The 18046-nt window shown below is 64.8% G+C and carries 19 protein-coding genes; 5 read left to right on the top strand and 14 right to left on the bottom strand.

What is annotated here, in order from left to right; translation table 11 throughout:
• Window position 1: 1 nt before the first annotated feature.
• Genes mrdA through E1742_RS20090 form a run of 4 tightly spaced genes read right to left on the bottom strand, consistent with a single transcriptional unit; the run spans window position 2 to window position 5006 of the window.
• A complete protein-coding gene (mrdA, locus tag E1742_RS20105) occupies window positions 2-2260 on the bottom strand; it encodes a penicillin-binding protein 2 (RefSeq protein WP_134386922.1) in 2259 nt (752 codons plus the stop codon).
• A 7-nt stretch (window positions 2261-2267) separates the two neighbouring features.
• Window positions 2268-2780: a rod shape-determining protein MreD gene (gene mreD / locus E1742_RS20100; RefSeq protein ID WP_134386921.1), complete on the bottom strand. Its 513-nt coding sequence runs from the start codon at window positions 2778-2780 to the stop codon at window positions 2268-2270.
• Entirely contained in the window at window positions 2777-3916 is a 1140-nt protein-coding gene (gene mreC / locus E1742_RS20095; RefSeq protein ID WP_134386920.1) for a rod shape-determining protein MreC, read from the bottom strand. Before mreC ends, mreD begins: the two co-directional genes overlap by 4 nt.
• Before the next feature lie 46 nt (window positions 3917-3962).
• Entirely contained in the window at window positions 3963-5006 is a 1044-nt protein-coding gene (locus tag E1742_RS20090) for a rod shape-determining protein (RefSeq protein WP_050409489.1), read from the bottom strand.
• 280 nt (window positions 5007-5286) lie between these two features.
• Between E1742_RS20090 and gatC the strand changes: the two genes are divergently transcribed.
• The 4 genes from gatC to E1742_RS20070 all read left to right on the top strand — a co-directional run bounded on the left by gatC (window position 5287) and on the right by E1742_RS20070 (window position 10082).
• On the top strand, window positions 5287-5586 hold the full coding sequence (gene gatC / locus E1742_RS20085; protein ID WP_134386919.1) for an Asp-tRNA(Asn)/Glu-tRNA(Gln) amidotransferase subunit GatC: 300 nt from the start codon (window positions 5287-5289) through the stop codon (window positions 5584-5586).
• 86 nt (window positions 5587-5672) lie between these two features.
• Complete coding sequence (gatA, locus tag E1742_RS20080) at window positions 5673-7157, top strand: Asp-tRNA(Asn)/Glu-tRNA(Gln) amidotransferase subunit GatA (protein ID WP_134386918.1); 1485 nt, start codon at window positions 5673-5675, stop codon at window positions 7155-7157.
• A 20-nt stretch (window positions 7158-7177) separates the two neighbouring features.
• Window positions 7178-8638, top strand: a complete 1461-nt coding sequence (gene gatB / locus E1742_RS20075) for an Asp-tRNA(Asn)/Glu-tRNA(Gln) amidotransferase subunit GatB (RefSeq protein WP_134386917.1) — start codon at window positions 7178-7180, stop codon at window positions 8636-8638.
• 166 nt (window positions 8639-8804) lie between these two features.
• Window positions 8805-10082 carry a DUF1176 domain-containing protein gene (locus E1742_RS20070; RefSeq protein WP_134386916.1) on the top strand — a complete coding sequence of 426 codons (1278 nt, stop codon included), beginning with the start codon at window positions 8805-8807 and terminating at the stop codon, window positions 10080-10082.
• Here E1742_RS20070 and E1742_RS20065 read toward each other — a convergent pair.
• The 8 genes from E1742_RS20065 to pyrE form a co-directional block, all read right to left on the bottom strand.
• Complete coding sequence (locus E1742_RS20065) at window positions 9974-10492, bottom strand: pyridoxamine 5'-phosphate oxidase family protein (RefSeq protein WP_134386915.1); 519 nt, start codon at window positions 10490-10492, stop codon at window positions 9974-9976. The two genes, E1742_RS20070 and E1742_RS20065, sit on opposite strands and share 109 nt — an antisense overlap.
• Window positions 10493-10616: 124 nt before the next feature.
• Complete coding sequence (locus E1742_RS20060) at window positions 10617-11468, bottom strand: alpha/beta fold hydrolase (RefSeq protein ID WP_134386914.1); 852 nt, start codon at window positions 11466-11468, stop codon at window positions 10617-10619.
• Between the two features lie 7 nt (window positions 11469-11475).
• On the bottom strand, window positions 11476-12948 hold the full coding sequence (locus tag E1742_RS20055; RefSeq protein WP_134386913.1) for a radical SAM protein: 1473 nt from the start codon (window positions 12946-12948) through the stop codon (window positions 11476-11478).
• 46 nt (window positions 12949-12994) lie between these two features.
• Complete coding sequence (locus E1742_RS20050) at window positions 12995-13756, bottom strand: prolipoprotein diacylglyceryl transferase (RefSeq protein ID WP_134386912.1); 762 nt, start codon at window positions 13754-13756, stop codon at window positions 12995-12997.
• Window positions 13753-14034 (bottom strand): hypothetical protein, encoded by a 282-nt coding sequence (locus E1742_RS20045; protein ID WP_134386911.1) that lies wholly within the window; start codon window positions 14032-14034, stop codon window positions 13753-13755. The genes E1742_RS20050 and E1742_RS20045 overlap by 4 nt, the downstream gene beginning before the upstream one ends.
• Entirely contained in the window at window positions 14031-14258 is a 228-nt protein-coding gene (locus tag E1742_RS20040; protein WP_134386910.1) for a hypothetical protein, read from the bottom strand. Before E1742_RS20040 ends, E1742_RS20045 begins: the two co-directional genes overlap by 4 nt.
• A complete protein-coding gene (locus E1742_RS20035; protein WP_134386909.1) occupies window positions 14255-14620 on the bottom strand; it encodes a DUF4279 domain-containing protein in 366 nt (121 codons plus the stop codon). The genes E1742_RS20040 and E1742_RS20035 overlap by 4 nt, the downstream gene beginning before the upstream one ends.
• 65 nt (window positions 14621-14685) lie before the next feature.
• A complete protein-coding gene (pyrE, locus tag E1742_RS20030; protein WP_134386908.1) occupies window positions 14686-15342 on the bottom strand; it encodes an orotate phosphoribosyltransferase in 657 nt (218 codons plus the stop codon).
• A 40-nt stretch (window positions 15343-15382) separates the two neighbouring features.
• Between pyrE and E1742_RS20025 the strand changes: the two genes are divergently transcribed.
• Window positions 15383-16153 (top strand): exodeoxyribonuclease III, encoded by a 771-nt coding sequence (locus E1742_RS20025; RefSeq protein WP_134386907.1) that lies wholly within the window; start codon window positions 15383-15385, stop codon window positions 16151-16153.
• 24 nt (window positions 16154-16177) lie between these two features.
• Here E1742_RS20025 and E1742_RS20020 read toward each other — a convergent pair whose 3' ends face one another.
• Both E1742_RS20020 and E1742_RS20015 read right to left on the bottom strand, forming a co-directional pair.
• Complete coding sequence (locus tag E1742_RS20020) at window positions 16178-17080, bottom strand: pseudouridine synthase (protein WP_229466124.1); 903 nt, start codon at window positions 17078-17080, stop codon at window positions 16178-16180.
• The gene (locus E1742_RS20015) at window positions 17080-17991 is read right to left on the bottom strand and encodes a M48 family metallopeptidase (protein ID WP_134386906.1); all 912 of its coding nucleotides are present in this window, start codon (window positions 17989-17991) and stop codon (window positions 17080-17082) included. Before E1742_RS20015 ends, E1742_RS20020 begins: the two co-directional genes overlap by 1 nt.
• Window positions 17992-18046: the final 55 nt, after the last annotated feature.

Here is an 18046-nt window from a genome sequence, read left to right as displayed (position 1 = left end):
ATTATTCCTTGTTGCGCGGCGGCTGGGCCGCCGGTTGCTGGACGGGCGCACGCGCCGGCGGTGCCTGCCGCGCCGGCAGAATGGCCGTGGGCGCGGGCTGCTCGGAAGGCGGGCGTGCCAGCACGTTCGGTTGCGTCACCTTGGGCGCGGCCGGCGTTTTCGGCCGCTCCGGGATCAGTCCCGGGGAGACCGGGGCTTGCGGCTTCGCCGGCGCGGCCGGGCGCGGCGTCGTCACGCCGGGCGGCACTGGCGCCGCCGTCGCGGCGACGCCCACCTGGCCGCCCTGCATGGCCGCGCGCTGCTCCAGCGCGATGGCCGCTTCCTCTTCCGCGGCCGGACCTTCGACAGGGGCCAGCACTTCGGCATCCTCCTTCGGCACCGGCGTGGTTTCCTTTTCCGTCGGCCGCTTGCCCAGCAGCCAATAGTCGAGCACCTTTCGGGCGATCGGCGCGGCCACGGCGGCGCCGAAACCGGCGTTCTCGACGACCATGGCCAGCACGATCTTCGGCTTGTCCGCCGGCGCGAATGCCGTGAACAGCGAGTTGTCGCGCAGCCGCTCGGCCAGCGACGCCGCGTTGTACTTTTCGTTGGCCTTGATGCCGACCACCTGCGCCGTACCGGTCTTGCCACCCACCGTGTAGCCGACGTTCTTGAACACGCCGTAGGCCGTGCCGCCAGGTTCACTGGTCACGCCCACCATCGCATCCTTGATGATGTCGATGTTCTTCTGCTGCAGCGGGATGCGGTAGCTTTCCTTCGGCACCGTCAGGGTACGGGCCTTGGTGCCGCCGTCCTCGATGATCTTGACCAGGTGCGGCTTCATGACGATGCCGTTGTTGGCCAGGTTGGCCACCGCGTGGGCGATCTGCAGCGGCGTGTACGAATTGTAGCCCGAGCCGTTGCTGACGGAGATCGTGTCGCCGCCGACCCAGCGACCTGCCGCCGGATTTTTCTTGTAGCGGGCCCGCTTCCATTCCTGCGACGGCAGCACGCCCGTCTTCTCGTTTTCCAGGTCGATGCCCGTCTTCTGGCCGAAGCCGAAGGGCTTCATGAAGTCGTGGATCGAATCGATCCCCATTTCGCGGCCCAGCTGGTAGTAGTAGGTATTGCAGGAGACGACGATGGATTTGCGCAGGTCGACGGTGCCGTGGCCGCCCACTTTATCGTCGCGGAATTTGTGCGTGCCCAGGTACATGAAGCCCGGATCGAACATGGACTGGCTGGCGGTACGCTTGCCCAGTTCCAGTGCCGCCAGCGCCATGAACGGCTTGAAGGTGGACCCTGGCGCGTAGGTACCGGACAGCGGCCGGTTCACCATGGGACGGTCGAGCGACGTATTCAGTTCGTTCCAGCTCTGCGCGTCGATGCCGTCGACGAACAGGTTCGGGTCGTAGCCGGGGCGCGAAACGTAGGCCAGCACGTCGCCCGTTTCCGGTTCGATGGCGACCAGCGCGCCGCGCCATTCGCCGAACGCCTCCTCGGCGATCTTCTGCAGTTCGATATCGATCGACAGAATCAGGTTACTGCCAGGCGTGGGCGCGGTGCGCGACAGCGTGCGGATGGCCCGGCCGCCAGCCGACACTTCCACTTCCTCATAGCCCGTCACGCCGTGCAGCCGGCGCTCGTAGCTTTTCTCCAGGCCTTCCTTGCCGATGTAGTCGGTGCCGTTGTAGTTGGCCGCATCCTCGGATGCTTCGATGACCTTGCTCTCCTTCTGGTTGATGCGGCCGATAAAGCCGATCACGTGCGACGCGACTTCGCCCAGCGGATAGTTGCGGAACAGGCGCGCCTGCACTTCCACTCCGGGGAAACGGAAGCGGTTCGCCGTGAAGCGGGCCACCTCTTCGTCCGACAGCCGGGTGCGCAGCGGCACGCTGGCGAAGTTCTTCGATTCCTCCATGAGCTTACGGAAGCGGCGCCGGTCTTTCGGCGTCACTTCGACCAGCGTTGACAGCTGGTCGATCATCTCGTCCAGCGGGATATGCAGCTTCGACGGCGTGATCTCGAGCGTATAGGCCGAGTAATTGCGCGCGAGGACGACGCCGTTGCGGTCCAGGATGAGGCCGCGGTTGGGCATGATCGGCACGATGGCGATACGGTTGTCCTCGGCCTGCGCGGCATAGTCGTTGTGCTTGATCACCTGCAGCCAGACGAAGCGCGCGAGCAGGCAGGCAAAGCAGACAAAGACCAGGGCGCCGAGCAGCGACAGCCGCACCTTGAACAGGTACAGGTCGCGTTCGTTGTTCTTCAGCTCAGTCATGGCGCCATCAGATCGGTCGGGTATGGTCTTTATCGACAGAGCGACGCTGCGGCGCAAGCAGCAGCATTGTCACGAAGGGCCACAGGATGGCCGAGACGACGCTTTCGAGGAAGTAGAACCAGCCGGGGAATTTGCCGGTGACGACGAAGCGCACCAGCAGTTGCACGGCCTGCGCCAGCAACAGCAGCGGCAGCACGTGCACGGCCTGCGTCGTCAGCGGGAACCACAGCACGCGGCGGTGCATCATGATCGCGAAATACGACAGCAGCGTGTAGGCCAGCGCGTTCTCGCCCAGCAGGGTGGCGTCGTGCACGTCCATCAGCAGGCCAAGGCAGAACGCCGTGCCGATGCCGACCTTGCGCGGCTGGTGGATGCCCCAGAACACCAGCGCCAGCGCGACGAAGTCCGGTGCGCCGATGAATCGGCCCCACGGCAGGAGGTTGAGCAGGAACGCGATCAGCAGGCTGAAGGCGATGAAGACGGGGCTGACCGGCAGCAGGATATATTGGGGACGGTTCATCGTGCCTCCTGGGTGGCGGCCGGACGGGTGACAGCTGCGGCGGCGGGCGCGGTGGCCGGCGCGGCCGGACGGGTAGCGGGTGCGGTGGCCGGCACGACGGCGCGGCCCGCTGGCGTCGTCGTCGCGGGTGCCGTCGCGCCAGGCGTGGTGGCTGCCGCCGCGGCGGGCGTTCCGGCCGGACGGGCTGCCGGCGCACCGCCAGAGGCCGGTGCCGTGGCAGCGGCAGGTGCGGCGGCGTCCTTGGCCTCTTTCTTCTTCTTGACCGGCTTGACGACTTCCTCTGCCGGCGGCCGGGGCGGCATTTCCGGCAGCGACATCAGGATCAGCAGCTGGGTATTGCGCTGGATGCCGGCAAGCGGCTGGCAGACGATGCGGCCGAACGCGCCGTTCGCATTGTTCTCGACCTGCGTTACGCGTGCCACGGCCAGGCCGGCCGGGTAGACGCCGTCGATGCCGGAAGTGACGAGGATGTCGCCCACGACGACGTCGGCATTCGGTTCCATGAAGCGCAGGTCGAGGTAGCCCGACTGGCCGCGGCCATAGGCGATGCTGCGCAAGCCGTTGCGCAGCACTTGCACGGGGATGGCCTGCTCCTTGTCGGTCAGCAGCGTGACCTCGGACGTGAACGGAAACACGCGCGTGACCTGGCCGACGACGCCCTGGTTGTCGATCACGGGCAGGCCGGCCTTGACGCCCTGCTGGCTGCCGCGGTCGAGGATGACCTTGCGGGTGAAGACGTCGCGCGCGTCGTAGAGGATCTCGCCCAGCATCGTCTTGCCGGGCAGTTTTTCGCGTGCTTCGAGAAGTTTGCGCAGCTGGCTGTTCTCGGCCTGGGTGCGCTGCGCCTGCTGCAATGTCTGCGACATGGCGATCTGCTGCTGTTTTAGTTCGCTCACCTGCTTTTCCAGCGCCGACAGCGAAGAAAAGTAGTTACCCATGTGGACCATGGCATCGCGCGGCAGCAGGGCCACCACCTGCACCGGATAGAGCACGGTGCCGGCCACCTGGCGCGCGATCTTCAGCCCGTCCAGACGCGAGTCGACCAGCAGCAGCGCAATCGAGATGCACGCAAAGATCATCATCTTGGCGCGCGCCGACGCGCCTTGCTTGAAAAGTGGCGGTGGACTGTATTCCATAGACCCATTGAACAAGGGCGGCTTGCGCCGCCCTTCTTGCTAATGCTTACTCGTAGGAGAAGATGGAACCGAGCTGGTCCATGCGCTCCAGCGCCATGCCGGAGCCGCGCACCACGCAGGTCAGCGGGTCTTCCGCCACCAGCACCGGCAGGCCGGTCTCCTCCATCAGCAGGCGGTCCAGGTCGCGCAACAGCGCGCCGCCGCCGGTCAGCATCATGCCTTTTTCGGCGATGTCCGCGCCCAGTTCCGGCGGGGTCTGTTCCAGCGCGTTCTTGACGGCCGAGACGATATTGTTCAGCGGGTCCGTCAACGCTTCCAGGATCTCGTTCGACGAGATCGTAAACGAACGAGGAATACCCTCGGACAGGTTGCGGCCCTTGACTTCCATTTCCTTCACTTCGGAGCCAGGGAACGCGGAACCGATGGCTTTCTTGATCGCCTCTGCCGTCTGTTCGCCGATCAGCATGCCGTAATTGCGGCGGATGTAGTTGACGATCGCTTCGTCGAACTTGTCGCCGCCCACGCGCACGGACCCTTTGTAGACCATGCCGCCCAGCGAGATAATGCCGACTTCCGTCGTGCCGCCGCCGATGTCGACGACCATCGAGCCGGTGGCGTCGGAAACCGGCAGGCCGGCGCCGATCGCGGCGGCCATCGGTTCTTCGATCAGGTAGACCTGGGAGGCTCCCGCGCCCAGCGCCGATTCGCGGATGGCGCGGCGCTCGACCTGGGTCGAGCCGCACGGCACGCAGATGATGATGCGGGGGGAAGGACGGAAGAATTTCGAATCGTGCACCATGCGGATGAACTGCTTGAGCATCTGCTCCGTGACGGTGAAGTCGGCGATGACGCCGTCCTTCATCGGGCGGATCGCCTCGATATTGCCGGGTACCTTGCCCAGCATCTGTTTCGCTTCCTTGCCTACCGCCTGGATGGTCTTCTTGCCGTTCGGGCCGCCTTCCTGGCGAATCGCAACGACCGAGGGCTCGTCAAGGACGATGCCGGAACCGCGTACGTAAATAAGGGTGTTTGCCGTGCCGAGGTCGATGGCCAGATCCGACGAGATGTACCTGCGTAAAAAACCAAACATGAGTATCCTGTAGCGCTATGCCCGCGCGTGGGCAGTTGTTCAAAGTGTCCTGTGCAGAGGCGGTGACGCAGCCCATGGAGCGCCAGCAACGCATCAACCCGCCATTCTACCTTATAATTTACAGGCTATTTGCCCTAAATCCACCGAAACGTGCATGCCAACAACTGGCGTTTTGCACGTTATTGACAGGGTTTTAACGCGAGATAGCCGATTTTACAAATACCGTAGCGATTCAACAAATAAACTGTTTCAACAATTAAACGCGCATCGCGCTCCAGCCATGTCCCTGACACTCTCCGACGTAAAACGCATTGCCCACCTCGCCCAGCTGGAAATGGATGAGCAGCATTCCGATGCCATGCTGGACAAGCTGAACGGCATTTTCGCGCTGGCCGAACAGATGCGTTCGGTCGATACCGAAGGCGTCGCGCCGCTGTCGCATCCGCTGGCGGCCCATATGGACGTCGCCCTGCGCCTGCGCGAAGACGTGCCGACCGAGCCGAACCGACGCGACGATTACCAGCAAGTGGCGCCAAAAACCGAAGACGGCCTGTATCTGGTCCCGAAAGTCATCGAATAACTGTCCGACGGCCGAAGGTACACAACCAGGTCCGGAACACGGTCCACACCGCGGCAAACGCCGGTTTCACGAACGCCCCACACACAATGCATACGAAGACTATCAAAGAGTTGTCCACGCTGTTGCACAGTAAGGGAATTTCCGCCACTGAACTGGCGACGCATTTCCTTGACCGCATCGAAGCCTCCGACCTGAACGCATTCCTGCACGTCGACCGTGCGCTGACGCTGGCGCAGGCCGCCGAGGCCGATGCCCGCCTGGCTGCCGGCAATGCGCATCCGCTGACGGGCATCCCCATTGCGCACAAGGACATTTTCGTCACGCGCAACTGGCGCTCCACCGCCGGCTCGAAAATGCTGGCGAACTACGTCAGTCCGTTCGACGCCACCGTCGTCGAGAAACTGCATGCGGCCGGCATGGTCCACCTGGGCAAACTCAATTGCGACGAATTCGCCATGGGTTCGTCCAACGAGAACTCGGCCTTCGGTGCCGTCAGAAACCCGTGGGACCGCACGGCCGTGCCGGGCGGCTCGTCGGGCGGTTCCGCTGCCGCCGTGGCCGCGCGCCTGGCGCCTGCCGTCACCGGCACCGACACGGGCGGCTCGATCCGCCAGCCGGCCTCGTTCTGCGGCATCACCGGCATCAAGCCGACCTACGGCCGCGTGTCGCGCTACGGCATGATCGCGTTCGCGTCGTCGCTGGACCAGGGCGGCCCGATGGCGCAGACCGCCGAGGACTGCGCCCTGCTGCTGTCCGCCATGGCCGGCTACGACGAGCGCGACTCGACCAGCCTGGCACCGGAACAGGGCGGCGTGCACGAGGACTTCACGCGCAACCTGAACGAGCCGCTGACCGGCCTGCGCATCGGCGTGCCGAAGGAATACTTCGGCGAAGGCCTGGCAAGCGACGTCGAGGCGGCCGTGCGCGCGGCGCTGGACCAGTTCGTGAAACTGGGCGCCACGCTCGTCGACATCTCCCTGCCCAATACGGCTCACTCGATTCCGGCCTATTACATGATCGCGCCGGCCGAGGCATCGTCCAACCTGTCGCGCTTCGACGGCGTGCGCTACGGCTTCCGTGCCGAGGGCTACAAGGACCTGCAGGACATGTACAAGAAGACGCGCGCCCAGGGCTTTGGTCCGGAAGTGCAGCGCCGTATCATGGTCGGCACCTACGTGCTGTGCCATGGCTACTACGACGCCTATTACCTGAAGGCCCAGCGCATCCGCCGCAAGATCGCGCAGGATTTCGCGAACGTGCTGACGGGACCAGGCGCGGTCTGCGATGTCATCATGGGACCTGTCGCGCCGACCGTCGCATGGGATCTGGGCTCGAAGGCGGACGATCCGGTGGCGAACTACCTGGCCGACATCTTCACCTTGTCCACCAGCCTGGCGGGCCTGCCCGGCATGTCGGTCCCGTGCGGCTTCGGTGCCGGCGAGAAGAACGGCAAGCGCCCCGTGGGCCTGCAGATCATTGGCAATTACTTCGCCGAGGCGAAGCTGCTGAACGTCGCGCACCAGTTCCAGCAGGCGACCGAATGGCACAAGCAGGCTCCCGCCGGCATCTAAGAACAGAGGAAGAAGACATTATGGAATGGGAAGTCGTCATCGGTCTGGAGAACCACGTGCAGCTCACGACCGGCTCCAAGATTTTCAGCGGTTCGCCAACGACGTTCGGCGCCGAACCGAACACGCAGGCCAGTCCCGTCGACCTGGCGCTGCCGGGCGTGCTGCCTGTGATGAACAAGCAGGCCGTCGATCGCGCCATCCGCTTCGGCCTGGCCGTGGGTGCGAAGATCGCCCCGCGTTCGGTCTTCGCGCGCAAGAACTATTTTTACCCTGACCTGCCGAAGGGCTACCAGATCAGCCAGATGGACGATCCGGTCGTGCAAGGCGGCTCGCTGACGTTCGGCTATGAAAAGGACGGCAAGTTCGTCACCAAGACCGTCAACCTGACGCGCGCGCACCTGGAGGAAGACGCCGGCAAATCGCTGCACGAGGACTACCACGGCATGTCCGGCATCGACCTGAACCGCGCCGGCACGCCGCTGCTGGAAATCGTCTCCGAACCGGAAATCCGCAGCGCACAGGAAGCCGTAGCCTATGCCAAGGCCCTGCACGGTCTCGTGATGTGGCTGGGGGTCTGCGACGGCAATATGCAGGAAGGTTCGTTCCGCTGCGACGTCAACGTCTCGGTCCGCCCGAAGGGTCAGACGGAATTCGGCACCCGCTGCGAAATCAAGAACCTGAACTCGTTCCGCTTCATCGAGGAAGCGGTCAACGTGGAAGTGCGCCGCCAGATCGAACTGATCGAGGAAGGCGGCAAGGTGGTGCAGGCCACGCGCCTGTACGACCCGGATCGCAAGGAAACGCGCGAGATGCGCAGCAAGGAAGATGCGCAGGACTACCGCTACTTCCCCGACCCGGACCTGCCGCCGCTGGCGATTTCGCCTGAGTGGATCGAGCGCGTGAGGGCCGACATGCCGGAACTGCCGGCCGTGATGCGCGAGCGCTTCGTCAACGAGTACAAGCTGCCGGAATACGACTCGCTGGTGCTGACGTCCTCCAAGGCGATGGCAACCTATTTCGAAGCCGTCGTCGCCAAGGCCGGCCTTGACAATGCCAAGGCGGCCGCCAACTGGCTGATGGGCGACGTGTCGTCCACGCTGAACCGCAACGATGTCGACATCGCCGACGCGCCAGTCAAACCGGCGCAGCTGGCGGGCATGCTCAAGCGCATTGCCGACGGCACGATCTCGAACAATGCGGCCAAGAAGGTGTTCGCGTCGATGTGGGAAGCGCAATCGGACGACGAGAACCTGGTGGACGTCATCATCGAGCGCGATGGCCTGAAGCAGATTTCCGACACGGGCGCGCTGGAAGCCATCGTCAACGACGTCATCGCCAACAATGCCAAGTCCGTCGAGCAGTACCGCGCGGGCAAGGAGGCGGCCATCAACGCGCTGATCGGCCAGGCGATGAAGGCATCCAAAGGCAAGGCCAACCCGGCGCAGCTGACGGAGCTGCTCAAGCAGAAGCTGGCGGGTTGATACCTGCCCTCTTCCGAAAGAAGGCGCCGCGGCGCCTTTTTTTACGCGCTTTTACACGCAGCGTGCCCAGGAGCCGGCGAGTGTGACTATTGGGGAGAATTCGGGCCGCCACATGGGAGTATCATGCCGCCCGATGAGACTTTGTTACAAACTGCCGGACCGCCCCATGACTTTTGCCCGACAAGCCCTCCTCCGGGCAGCATTGCTGCTTGCCGCCACCAGCGCCACCGCGGCCGAGCCGCCCGACGTGGGCTTCACGCACAAGGACTGGGAACTGGCTTGCGATAACACCCGCACGTGCCGCGCCGCCGGCTACCACGCCGAAGAGCGCGAGGAAGCGGCGGTGTCCGTCCTGCTGACCCGCAAGGCCGGCCCTGGCCAGCCGGTAACGGCCGAGGTCCAGCTGGGTTCCTACAGCGAAGACGACCGCGCCAGTGCCGCCAAAGCAGGCGTGACGACGATGAAGATCGACACGCGCACGCTCGGCACCGTTCGCATCGATCCGAAGACGCTGACGGGCGCGCTGTCGCGCGAGCAGACGGACGCGCTGATCGACGCGCTGACAAAAACGGGCACGCCGAAATGGTCGAACCGCGGCGGCAGCTGGTCCTTGTCCGGCGCCGGCGCCACCGCCGTGCTGCTGAAAATGGACGAGTTCCAGGGCCGCGTGGGCACGGCCGGTGCACTGGTTCGCAAGGGCACCAAGGCCGAGGACACCGTACTGCCCGCCCTGCCCGCGCCCGTCATCGTGGCCGCGCCGGTAGTCAAGGGCAAGGCCAGCCTGCCGCGCGAGGCCATCAAGCCCCTGTTGGCCGAGTTGCGCAAGGGGTTCGACGACGGCGAATGCGAGGGCCTGGCAGCCGGCGGCAAAACGGAACTGGCGGTAGAGAAGCTGGCACCGGGCAAGCTGCTGGTGTCGACAGGGTGCTGGACGGGCGCCTACAACGGGGGAACCGGGTACTGGGTCATCAATGCGCAGCCGCCCTATGCGCCGGAGCTGGTGACGGACCAGGCGTCGAACTACGCCAACGGGACGATCACGGCCGGACAAAAGGGCCGCGGCCTGGGCGACTGCTGGGCGCGCGAGCAGTGGGTCTGGACCGGCGAACGCTTCGCGCAGACGCTGTCCGAGACGACCGGCATGTGCCGGCTTGTGGCGCCGGGCGGGCCGTGGCATTTGCCGACGTTTGTCAGTGCGGTGCGCCGGGGAAGTAGCGCTGGTTGTTGGGGACGCAGGCTGAAAACCGGGGCCAGTCCCCTGATGACGCCAACAACTGCCTCGGACGCCGTCCCTTACGGGGACAGACCCCAGCGGCAACGGCGGCGGCAGCGTCCTTACGGCTGGATCGTCCCCTCGATAGAATCGTCCAAGGTCACGCCGATCGCGGCGCCGACCATGATCTTGATGCCCGAGACCAGATTGCCGTGCTTGTTGTCCCAGTAGTAGCCGGACGTGGGCGCGACCTTGATGACGTCGATGCGCGGGTCCTTCTCGCCTTCCGTGAACCACGTCTTCAGTTCGGGACTCCACAGTTCGTGGATCTTGGCGGGGTCCTTCGACAACGAGGCGAGACCGTCCAGGTACAGGAAATGCGAATGGGGCGAGCCCTGGAAGTACAGGCGCACGACGGGGCTGGCGGCGATGTCCTCGTCCTTGTGGCTGTCGCTGGCGCTGAGGAACCACAGATTGCCGCCGTCGTCCACCTTCTGCACCGACATCGGCCGCACGCCGTGTGCGGTGACGAAGAAACAGCTCTTGGCCGTGTCGACGATATCCTTGATCTGGCGAACGGCGGGTGCGCCCGACAGGTTGCGGTGATTCTCTTCCGGCTGGTTGCGATTGATCGAATCCATGCTGTGCTCCTTCATTGGCCTGGTTGGCATTGCGATGTGCCGATGGTAGCCAAGACGGGCGCCGCGCACTGTGGGGTGCTTAACCAATCGTTACAACGCGCGGCAATCGCCACAGAACGGCGGGTCAACCCCGCGACAGCAGATGCGCTTCGATCCAGCGGGCGATGTCGGCAAACAGTTCGACACGATTCACCTCATTGAAGTTCTCGTGATAATTGCCCGGCTCCGTGCGGCAGGTCAGCAGGTGCGCCGGCACGGCCGCCAGCAACCGGGTACTCGCCGCCGTGTCGGCCAACCGGTCCTGTCCGGCCAGCACGACGTAGAGCGGATGCGACCAGCCGGCCAGCGACAGGCCGCGCTGCGCCCGCTGTAACGCCTGGCCGAAGCGTATCGTCAGCTCACTGGCGCGCACGCCCCTGGCCTCGTCGCGGTGATGACGCGCGGTGATATCTGGGTCATGCGTCAGCACGTCCGTCAGCGGTGCCAGCGGCACCTTCATCGTTGGTGCCAGCCGTTCCAGCACGGCCCCCATCGCGCGCAGCGGTGCCGCCACGGGGATGGCATTCACATAATATGGCGACGACAGGATGAAACCCTGGACCGCGCCGGGCGGCAGTTGCAGGCCGAGCTTCGTGGCGATCAGCGCCCCCATCGAGTGGCCGATGACGAAGATCGGCAGGCCCGGATGCGCGCTGCGCACCCAGTCGAGAAACAGCGCGGTCTCTTCGAGAAACACGTCGAAATCCGGCACGTCGGCCCGCGGCCCCCCGCCGTGGCCGCACAGGTCGTACGCGACCGTGGCGATGCCGCGCTCGCGGAAGTACAGCGCGGGCGTGACCCAGTCGCCGGCATGCGCCATGCCGCCGTGCAGCGCCAGCAGGACGGCACGCGGTGCGTTGGGCTGCCAGATATGAATGGTGCGGGCGGCGCCGGCGCGCCCGGCAAAGGTGTCGATACGGTCTTCGGAAAACTGCATGGTGGCGTCACTCCGTCGTGACTGCGTGGATGGGAATCGAGGCAGGGCTGCGCCGCTGCGCAAACTGTTGGGCGATGCTGGCGCGGATCGACGTCAGCTTGCGCCCGTCGCGGTACAGCAGGTTGTAGCTTTCGAACGGCACCATCTTGCCGTCCGGCTGGGCGAAGTGGATGCAGGATTTTTTCAGCGCCCGCACGTCCAGCGAATACGCATCCATGAACTGGACGATCAGCACGCGGAACACATTGTCGTAGCGCAGCGTCGACGGCGCGCTGACGAGCGGCAGGCAGCACATCAGCTCCGACAGGCAGTTGGCCTGCGACTCCGGCGAGTGGTTCGTCGAGAACAGCTTGAAGACCTGGTCCCTGACGGCATCGCGCAGCCCTTCGTCGCGCTCGAACACGATCGTGTTGCCGCTGCCTTCGACCAGCGTCTGCGGATCGAGCCAGCGCGTCAGCGGTACCGTGCGCTCGGGCGTCTTGATGGCGTAGGCCATTGCCAGCGTGTCGGGGTTGCAGGGCACCGGCACGACGTCCTGCAAGGTGAACAGATCGCTCTGTTCGGCGATCTTGCGGCGGATTTCCGATACCGTCAGCCGGTGCAGGCGGGGATCGTAGTCCTCGACGCGACCGGCATCCTGGATCGGCTGCAACGTCACGCCGCGCACGCACGGCTGCGTCAGCGCGAAGTCGATGATGGCGCCGATCTCGCCGTCGTTCAGCCCCTTTTTCAATGTCACGACCAGGGTGGTGGACAGGCCGGCCTCGTTCAGATTGTCCAGCGCCTGCCGGCGGATGCGCGACAGGTCCGCGCCGCGCAGTTCGCGGTGCACCTCGGCGCGCAGCGAATCGAACTGCAGGTAGACCTCGATGCCGGGCGCGTAGCTCGCCAGCCGCTGCACGAATGCCCTGTCCTGCGCCAGCACGATGCCGTTGGTATTGACCATGACGTGCTTGATGGGGCGCGCTTTGGCAGCGTCGAGGATGTCCCAGAACTGCGGATGCAGCGTGGGTTCGCCGCCGGACAGCTGCATCACGTCGGCCTCTCCTTCGTTGGCGACGACGGCGTCGAGCATGCGCAGCACCTCGTCGAACGGCTTGTGGCGCTCGCGGTGCGTGCCGCTTTCGGCATAGCATACGGGGCAGTTCAGGTTGCAGTTGTCCGTGATCTCGACCACCGACAGGCACGAGTGCTGCATGTGGTCGGGACACAGGCCGCAGTCGTACGGACAGCCGTATTCCATCTTCGTGTTGAACCGCTGCGGCATTTCCGGGTGCTTGACGAACACCTCGCGGCACAGCCGGTAGTATTCCACGTCGTCGCTGACCAGCACCCGCTCGGTGCCGTGTGCGCCGCACCATTTGTCCATGTACACCTTGTCGTCCTTGAACAGGATCTTGGCTTCGACGGAATGCAGGCAAGTGGAGCAGACGGATGTCGTGGTGTCGTAGAACAGGTAGGGACGGGTTTTGCGGCTCATGGGAATGTCGTGCGCGGCGGCGCCGGTATTGTTGTTTGAAGTCGCCTCAACTGGCGGCAGGAAGGCGATGCGCCCTGCATTGCCCGATCAGCGCTGGCAGGTAACACAGCAGCGCCACGATGCACACGAGCTGGATGCCCGACAGGCCGAAGCCATAATCGTACGGCAGCGGCTTGATGCCGTCGACAAGGAGACGCCACAGCAGATAGCCGGACAGGTACAGCTTGAACGCCAGGCCGCTCTGTCGCGCCAGCGGCCGGCGCCAGTGCCACAGCGCGGCGCCCAGCGCCAGCACGACGAGCATATCGTACAGCTGCGTGGGATGACGCGGCACGCCATCGCCGAAATCCATCCCCCATGGCAGCGCGGTGGCCACGCCGTACGTGCCGTCATGCAGGCCGGCCAGGAAGCAGCCGACGCGGCCCACCACGGTGCCGGCGACAAGCGGCAGGATGAACTGGTCGCCCGTCGAACGCGTGATCCCGGTGAGCTTTTTCGCCACCTCCACGCCGATCAATCCACCCAGCAACCCGCCGACGATGGACTGGCCCGAGGCCAGCACGCGCCAGTCGACAGCGGTACCGGCCCACAGCTGCGGCATTTCGATCCAGAACACGGCCTTGTTGCCGATGGCGGCACCAAGGATGCAGCCGATCACGACGCCGAACGAGCCCCGCTCCAGCATCGCCGGCTGGCCCGCGCGGCGGCGCTGCCAGCGGTACAGCTGCACGCCGATGGCGATACCCAGCCACTCGAACAGCAGGTGCGCCAACTGGGCAGCGCCGGGCGACAGGACGGGTCCCGTCATTGCTCCGGTTCCGGCGGTACCGGCTTCTTTTTCGACCACATCAGCCACAGCACGAAACCGATGATGGCGATACCTCCCAGTGTCAGGAAGATCAGCATCATGCCTTCGCTCGGGTTGCTGTGCGGCCCATTCAGGTCCATTACGCCCATGCAGATGCCGCACACGCCGCCGCCGACCAGCACGCACAGCAGCAAGACCGTCAGAGCAGCCTTGGCAATCAGCACGATGCCGCTGGCCGCGCCGCTCCCCGTTTCGTTATTGTCGTTCCCGGCACTCATCGCCACACCGCTTTCTTGCGCAACCACAGTCGGGAAATCCACCAGCCCAAAAGGAAGACGATGCCGCCGCCGAACGCCATCCAGATCAGCGTCCCCCAGCCCTGCCCGCCGTCGAGGGCGAACAGCGCGCCATACAAGGTATAGAAACCGACGATCAGGATCAGGAACAGCAGCAGTGCCGTCAGCAGCATCCGGCCCAGCACGGGCAGCAAAGGCCGCGTCACCGGGAGATGCTGAGCGTGATGCCCATATTGACCAGCAGCGTCAGGTCGGCAATGGAGAAGTCCAGCGTTTCGCCGGGGGCGGCGGTGACCATGGCGATGCGCAGTTCGGCGGCGATCGGGGGCACATCGAACGTGATGCCGCGCGCCTCGCATTCGTGCAGCCAGGCGCGCAGGTGGCGCAGCAGCGCGTCCGGATTTTCGTCCTGGCCCAGATTGACGGTGAAGCCGGAATCGATGCGCACGCGCCCGTCCGGCCGCGCATCCCCTTTGCGCCAGCTGCTATCCGGTTCGGTAGGCAGGCCGTCGCGTACGTCGTCCAGCGTGTGTTCGTCGCCGTACACTTTCAGCGTTGCGATATTCATGGCGTCTCCACGATCAACATAGTTTCTGTAGTTCCATTTAATCACATCCGGCCCGCCTTGTGCCATTACGCGATGCCGTACTGGCTGCGATACGCTTCCACCGCCGCCTTATGTTCGGCCAGCGCGGGGTCGGCCGCCAGGTAGCCGAACAAGTCGGCCAGACTGCCGATGGAGATGACGGGGATGCCGTAGTTCCGGCTCACTTCCTGCACGGCCGAGAACTCGGACATCTGGCCGTCCTTGCCGCCCCGTTCCATCCGGTCCAGCGCGATCAGCACGGCGCACGGCTCTGCGCCGGCGGCGCGGATCATCTCGACCGATTCGCGCACCGAGGTGCCGGCCGAAATCACGTCGTCGACGATGACGACCTTGCCCTGCAGCTTCGCGCCGACCAGGGTGCCGCCTTCGCCATGATCCTTGGCTTCCTTGCGGTTGTAGGCGAAGGAGACGTTGCGGCCCTTGGCGGCCAGCGCCATCGACGTGGCCGAAGCGAGCGTGATGCCCTTGTACGCGGGGCCGAACAGCATGTCGAATTCGACGCCCGAGTCGAGCAGCGTCTGGGCATAGAAGTCGGCCACGCGGGCCAGCGTGGCGCCGTCATGGAACAGGCCCGCGTTGAAGAAATACGGCGACTTGCGGCCTGCCTTGGTCATGAATTCGCCGAACCTGAGCACCCCCGCCGAGACGGAAAACGCGATAAACTGCTGCCTTAAATTGTTCATATTGCCGGTCCTTGTACGATAAGTGCCGTTATTTTAATCTATGCCAAAAATCATCTCCGCCAACCTGAATGGAATCCGCTCCGCTTCCAAGAAGGGCTTCTTCAACTGGATGGCGACACAGTCGGCCGATTTCATCTGCGTGCAGGAGCTCAAGGCGCAGGCCGCCGACATGACGGAAGAGTTCCTGAACCCGCACGGCTACCACGGCCACTTCCACTACGCGGAAAAGAAGGGCTACTCCGGCACCGGCATCTACAGCAGGCTGGCGCCTGACGCGGTGAAGATCGGTTTCGGCAGTCCCGAGTTCGACGCGGAAGGCCGCTACGTGCGCGCCGACTTCGGCGACCTGACCATCATCTCCGTCTACTGCCCATCCGGCTCGTCGTCGCCGGAACGCCAGGAAGCGAAGTTCCGTTTCATGGAACTGTTCCTGCCGCACCTGGCACAGCTGCGTGCGGAGGGCCGCGAAGTCGTCATCTGCGGCGACTGGAATATCGCGCACAAGGAAATCGATCTGAAAAACTGGAAGGGCAACGTCAAGAATTCCGGCTTCCTGCCGGAAGAACGGGCGTGGCTGACGCGCGTGTTCGATGAAGTGGGCTATGTGGACGTGCACCGCGGCCTGGATCCCCGACCCGAACAGTACACGTGGTGGAGCAACCGCGGCCAGGCTTACGCGAAGAACGTGGGCTGGCGCATCGACTACCACGTCGCCACGCCCGGCATTGCCGGCTGCGCGCAGACGGTAGCCGTCTACAAGGACGAGAAGTTCTCCGATCACGCACCGCTGATCATCGACTACGCCCGCTGAGAACCGGGGAATCCAGTCCCTGAATTACAGACGCCGCCGGCTCTCGAACCAGCGCCACTCATCCGTCAACGGATCGGGAAACCCGATCGCCCGGGCCAGCAGCTTCAGTGGCTGCGACACATCGTCCCCCTTGCATGGCAGCGCCACGGGATAGAACGCATCGTTGACGATGGGGATGCCCAGCGCCGACAGGTGCACGCGCAGCTGGTGCTGGCGCCCGGTGTGCGGCCACAGGCGGTACAGCACGTGCTCGCCGCGCGTCTCGATCACGTCGATGGTCGTCTCGGAATTGGGTTCGCCCGGCGCCTCCTTCATCGTGAAGAACTTGTCGCCTTCGACCATGCGGCTCTTGTAGTGGAACGGGAACTCGCGTCCCGGCAGCGGCCCCGCCAGGGCTTCGTATTCCTTCTGCACGAGGCGCTTCTGGAACAGCGACTGGTAAGCGCCGCGCGAGTTCGCATTGCAGGATAAGACGACGACCCCTGCCGTTTCGCGGTCCAGCCGGTGAATGGGCACGAGATCCTCGATGCCGAGCCGCCGGCGCAGGCGCACCAGCAGCGTCTCTTTCAGGAAGCGTCCCGTCGGGATCGTCGGCAGGAAGTGCGGCTTGTCCGCCACGACGATATGCTCGTCCTGGTACAGGATCGCTTCCTCGAACGGAATTGGTGTTTCCTCTTCCAGCTCGCGGTAATAGAAGATGCGCAGGCCGCGCCGGTACGGCGAGTCGGGCCGCAGCGGCGTGCCCTTCGCATCGACGACGTCGCCCCGGGCCATGCGCTCGCGCCATTGGACTTCCGTCACCGCGGGGTAGTTCGCCACCATGAAGCCGATCAGGTCCTGCCAGTCGCCTTCAGGCAGCCACAGATAGCTGGGCGTGACGCCGTCGCGCATCGGCAACGGCGCCTTTTCCCCCTTCGGTCCGGCCATTACGACTTCGGCAGCGGCGTCGTGCGATAGGCCGGCAGCGCGGCCACGGTCGTGCCGCGCGTGCGCGCGTACACCGGCAGCACCAGCGGCATGCTCTTGTTCATTTCGGCGATACGGGTTTCGCCACTGGGGTGCGTCGACATGAATTCGATCGGCGCGCGCGAATTGACGGCGCCCATCTTCTGCCACAGCGCGATGCCGGCGCGGGGATCGAAACCGGCGCGCGCGGCCAGGTCGATGCCGACAAGGTCCGCTTCCGTTTCCTCGCCGCGCGAGAACTTCAGCACGGCCACCTGGGCCGCCATGCGCCCGCCGAAGTCCGTCAGCTGCGGATCGATGCCGAACAGCGCGGACGCCGCCACGCCACCGATCTTGCCGGCGATGGCGGCCAGTTGCGATTCGCCTTGCCGCTTGCGGGCGTGCTCGCGCAACGCATGGGCGATTTCATGACCCATCACCATGGCCACTTCGTCGTCCGTCATGTTCAGTTTCGTCAGGATGCCCGTGAAGAAGGCGATGCGCCCGCCTGGCATGCAGAACGCGTTGACCTGGTCGGAGGCCAGCAGGTTGACTTCCCAGTTCCAGTTGGCTGCCTCTGCATTCCAGCGGCCAACGTGCGGAATGATGCGCTTGGCAATGGCGCGCAGGCGCTGCACCTGCGGATGGTTCGCCGGCACGAGGGCGTTCTTCTGGCCGGCTTCCTGCAGCAGCTGGTCATACTGCAGCTTTGACTGCTGGTTGACGGCCTGCTCGTCGCTGAGGACGCGCAGGCGCGACAGGCGTGTGACGGGAATGCCGTCAGTGGCCTCTTGCGAACGTGGCGACGGCTGCTGGGCCGACGCCAGTCCTGTGCTGGTTGCCAGCACCAGCAAAGCGATGGCGTGGCGGGTCTTGGTCGTGATCGATTTCATCGTATTGGTCCAAACTGGCGTGATAATTCCGACAATAACTCGCCGGCAGGCGACA

It is taken from the genome of Pseudoduganella plicata (assembly GCF_004421005.1).
GTDB lineage: Bacteria > Pseudomonadota > Gammaproteobacteria > Burkholderiales > Burkholderiaceae_D > Rugamonas > Rugamonas plicata.
Note: the sequence above shows the minus strand (reverse complement) of the source record. Positions and strands in the feature narration are given on the sequence as shown.

Coding starts and splice junctions, on each gene's coding strand:
- mrdA (WP_134386922.1), bottom strand. CDS start 2,260: ATGACTGAGCTGAAGAACAACGAACGCGACCTGTACCTGTTCAAGGTG.
- mreD (WP_134386921.1), bottom strand. CDS start 2,780: ATGAACCGTCCCCAATATATCCTGCTGCCGGTCAGCCCCGTCTTCATC.
- mreC (WP_134386920.1), bottom strand. CDS start 3,916: ATGGAATACAGTCCACCGCCACTTTTCAAGCAAGGCGCGTCGGCGCGC.
- E1742_RS20090 (WP_050409489.1), bottom strand. CDS start 5,006: ATGTTTGGTTTTTTACGCAGGTACATCTCGTCGGATCTGGCCATCGAC.
- gatC (WP_134386919.1), top strand. CDS start 5,287: ATGTCCCTGACACTCTCCGACGTAAAACGCATTGCCCACCTCGCCCAG.
- gatA (WP_134386918.1), top strand. CDS start 5,673: ATGCATACGAAGACTATCAAAGAGTTGTCCACGCTGTTGCACAGTAAG.
- gatB (WP_134386917.1), top strand. CDS start 7,178: ATGGAATGGGAAGTCGTCATCGGTCTGGAGAACCACGTGCAGCTCACG.
- E1742_RS20070 (WP_134386916.1), top strand. CDS start 8,805: ATGACTTTTGCCCGACAAGCCCTCCTCCGGGCAGCATTGCTGCTTGCC.
- E1742_RS20065 (WP_134386915.1), bottom strand. CDS start 10,492: ATGGATTCGATCAATCGCAACCAGCCGGAAGAGAATCACCGCAACCTG.
- E1742_RS20060 (WP_134386914.1), bottom strand. CDS start 11,468: ATGCAGTTTTCCGAAGACCGTATCGACACCTTTGCCGGGCGCGCCGGC.
- E1742_RS20055 (WP_134386913.1), bottom strand. CDS start 12,948: ATGAGCCGCAAAACCCGTCCCTACCTGTTCTACGACACCACGACATCC.
- E1742_RS20050 (WP_134386912.1), bottom strand. CDS start 13,756: ATGACGGGACCCGTCCTGTCGCCCGGCGCTGCCCAGTTGGCGCACCTG.
- E1742_RS20045 (WP_134386911.1), bottom strand. CDS start 14,034: ATGAGTGCCGGGAACGACAATAACGAAACGGGGAGCGGCGCGGCCAGC.
- E1742_RS20035 (WP_134386909.1), bottom strand. CDS start 14,620: ATGAATATCGCAACGCTGAAAGTGTACGGCGACGAACACACGCTGGAC.
- pyrE (WP_134386908.1), bottom strand. CDS start 15,342: ATGAACAATTTAAGGCAGCAGTTTATCGCGTTTTCCGTCTCGGCGGGG.
- E1742_RS20025 (WP_134386907.1), top strand. CDS start 15,383: ATGCCAAAAATCATCTCCGCCAACCTGAATGGAATCCGCTCCGCTTCC.
- E1742_RS20020 (WP_229466124.1), bottom strand. CDS start 17,080: ATGGCCGGACCGAAGGGGGAAAAGGCGCCGTTGCCGATGCGCGACGGC.
- E1742_RS20015 (WP_134386906.1), bottom strand. CDS start 17,991: ATGAAATCGATCACGACCAAGACCCGCCACGCCATCGCTTTGCTGGTG.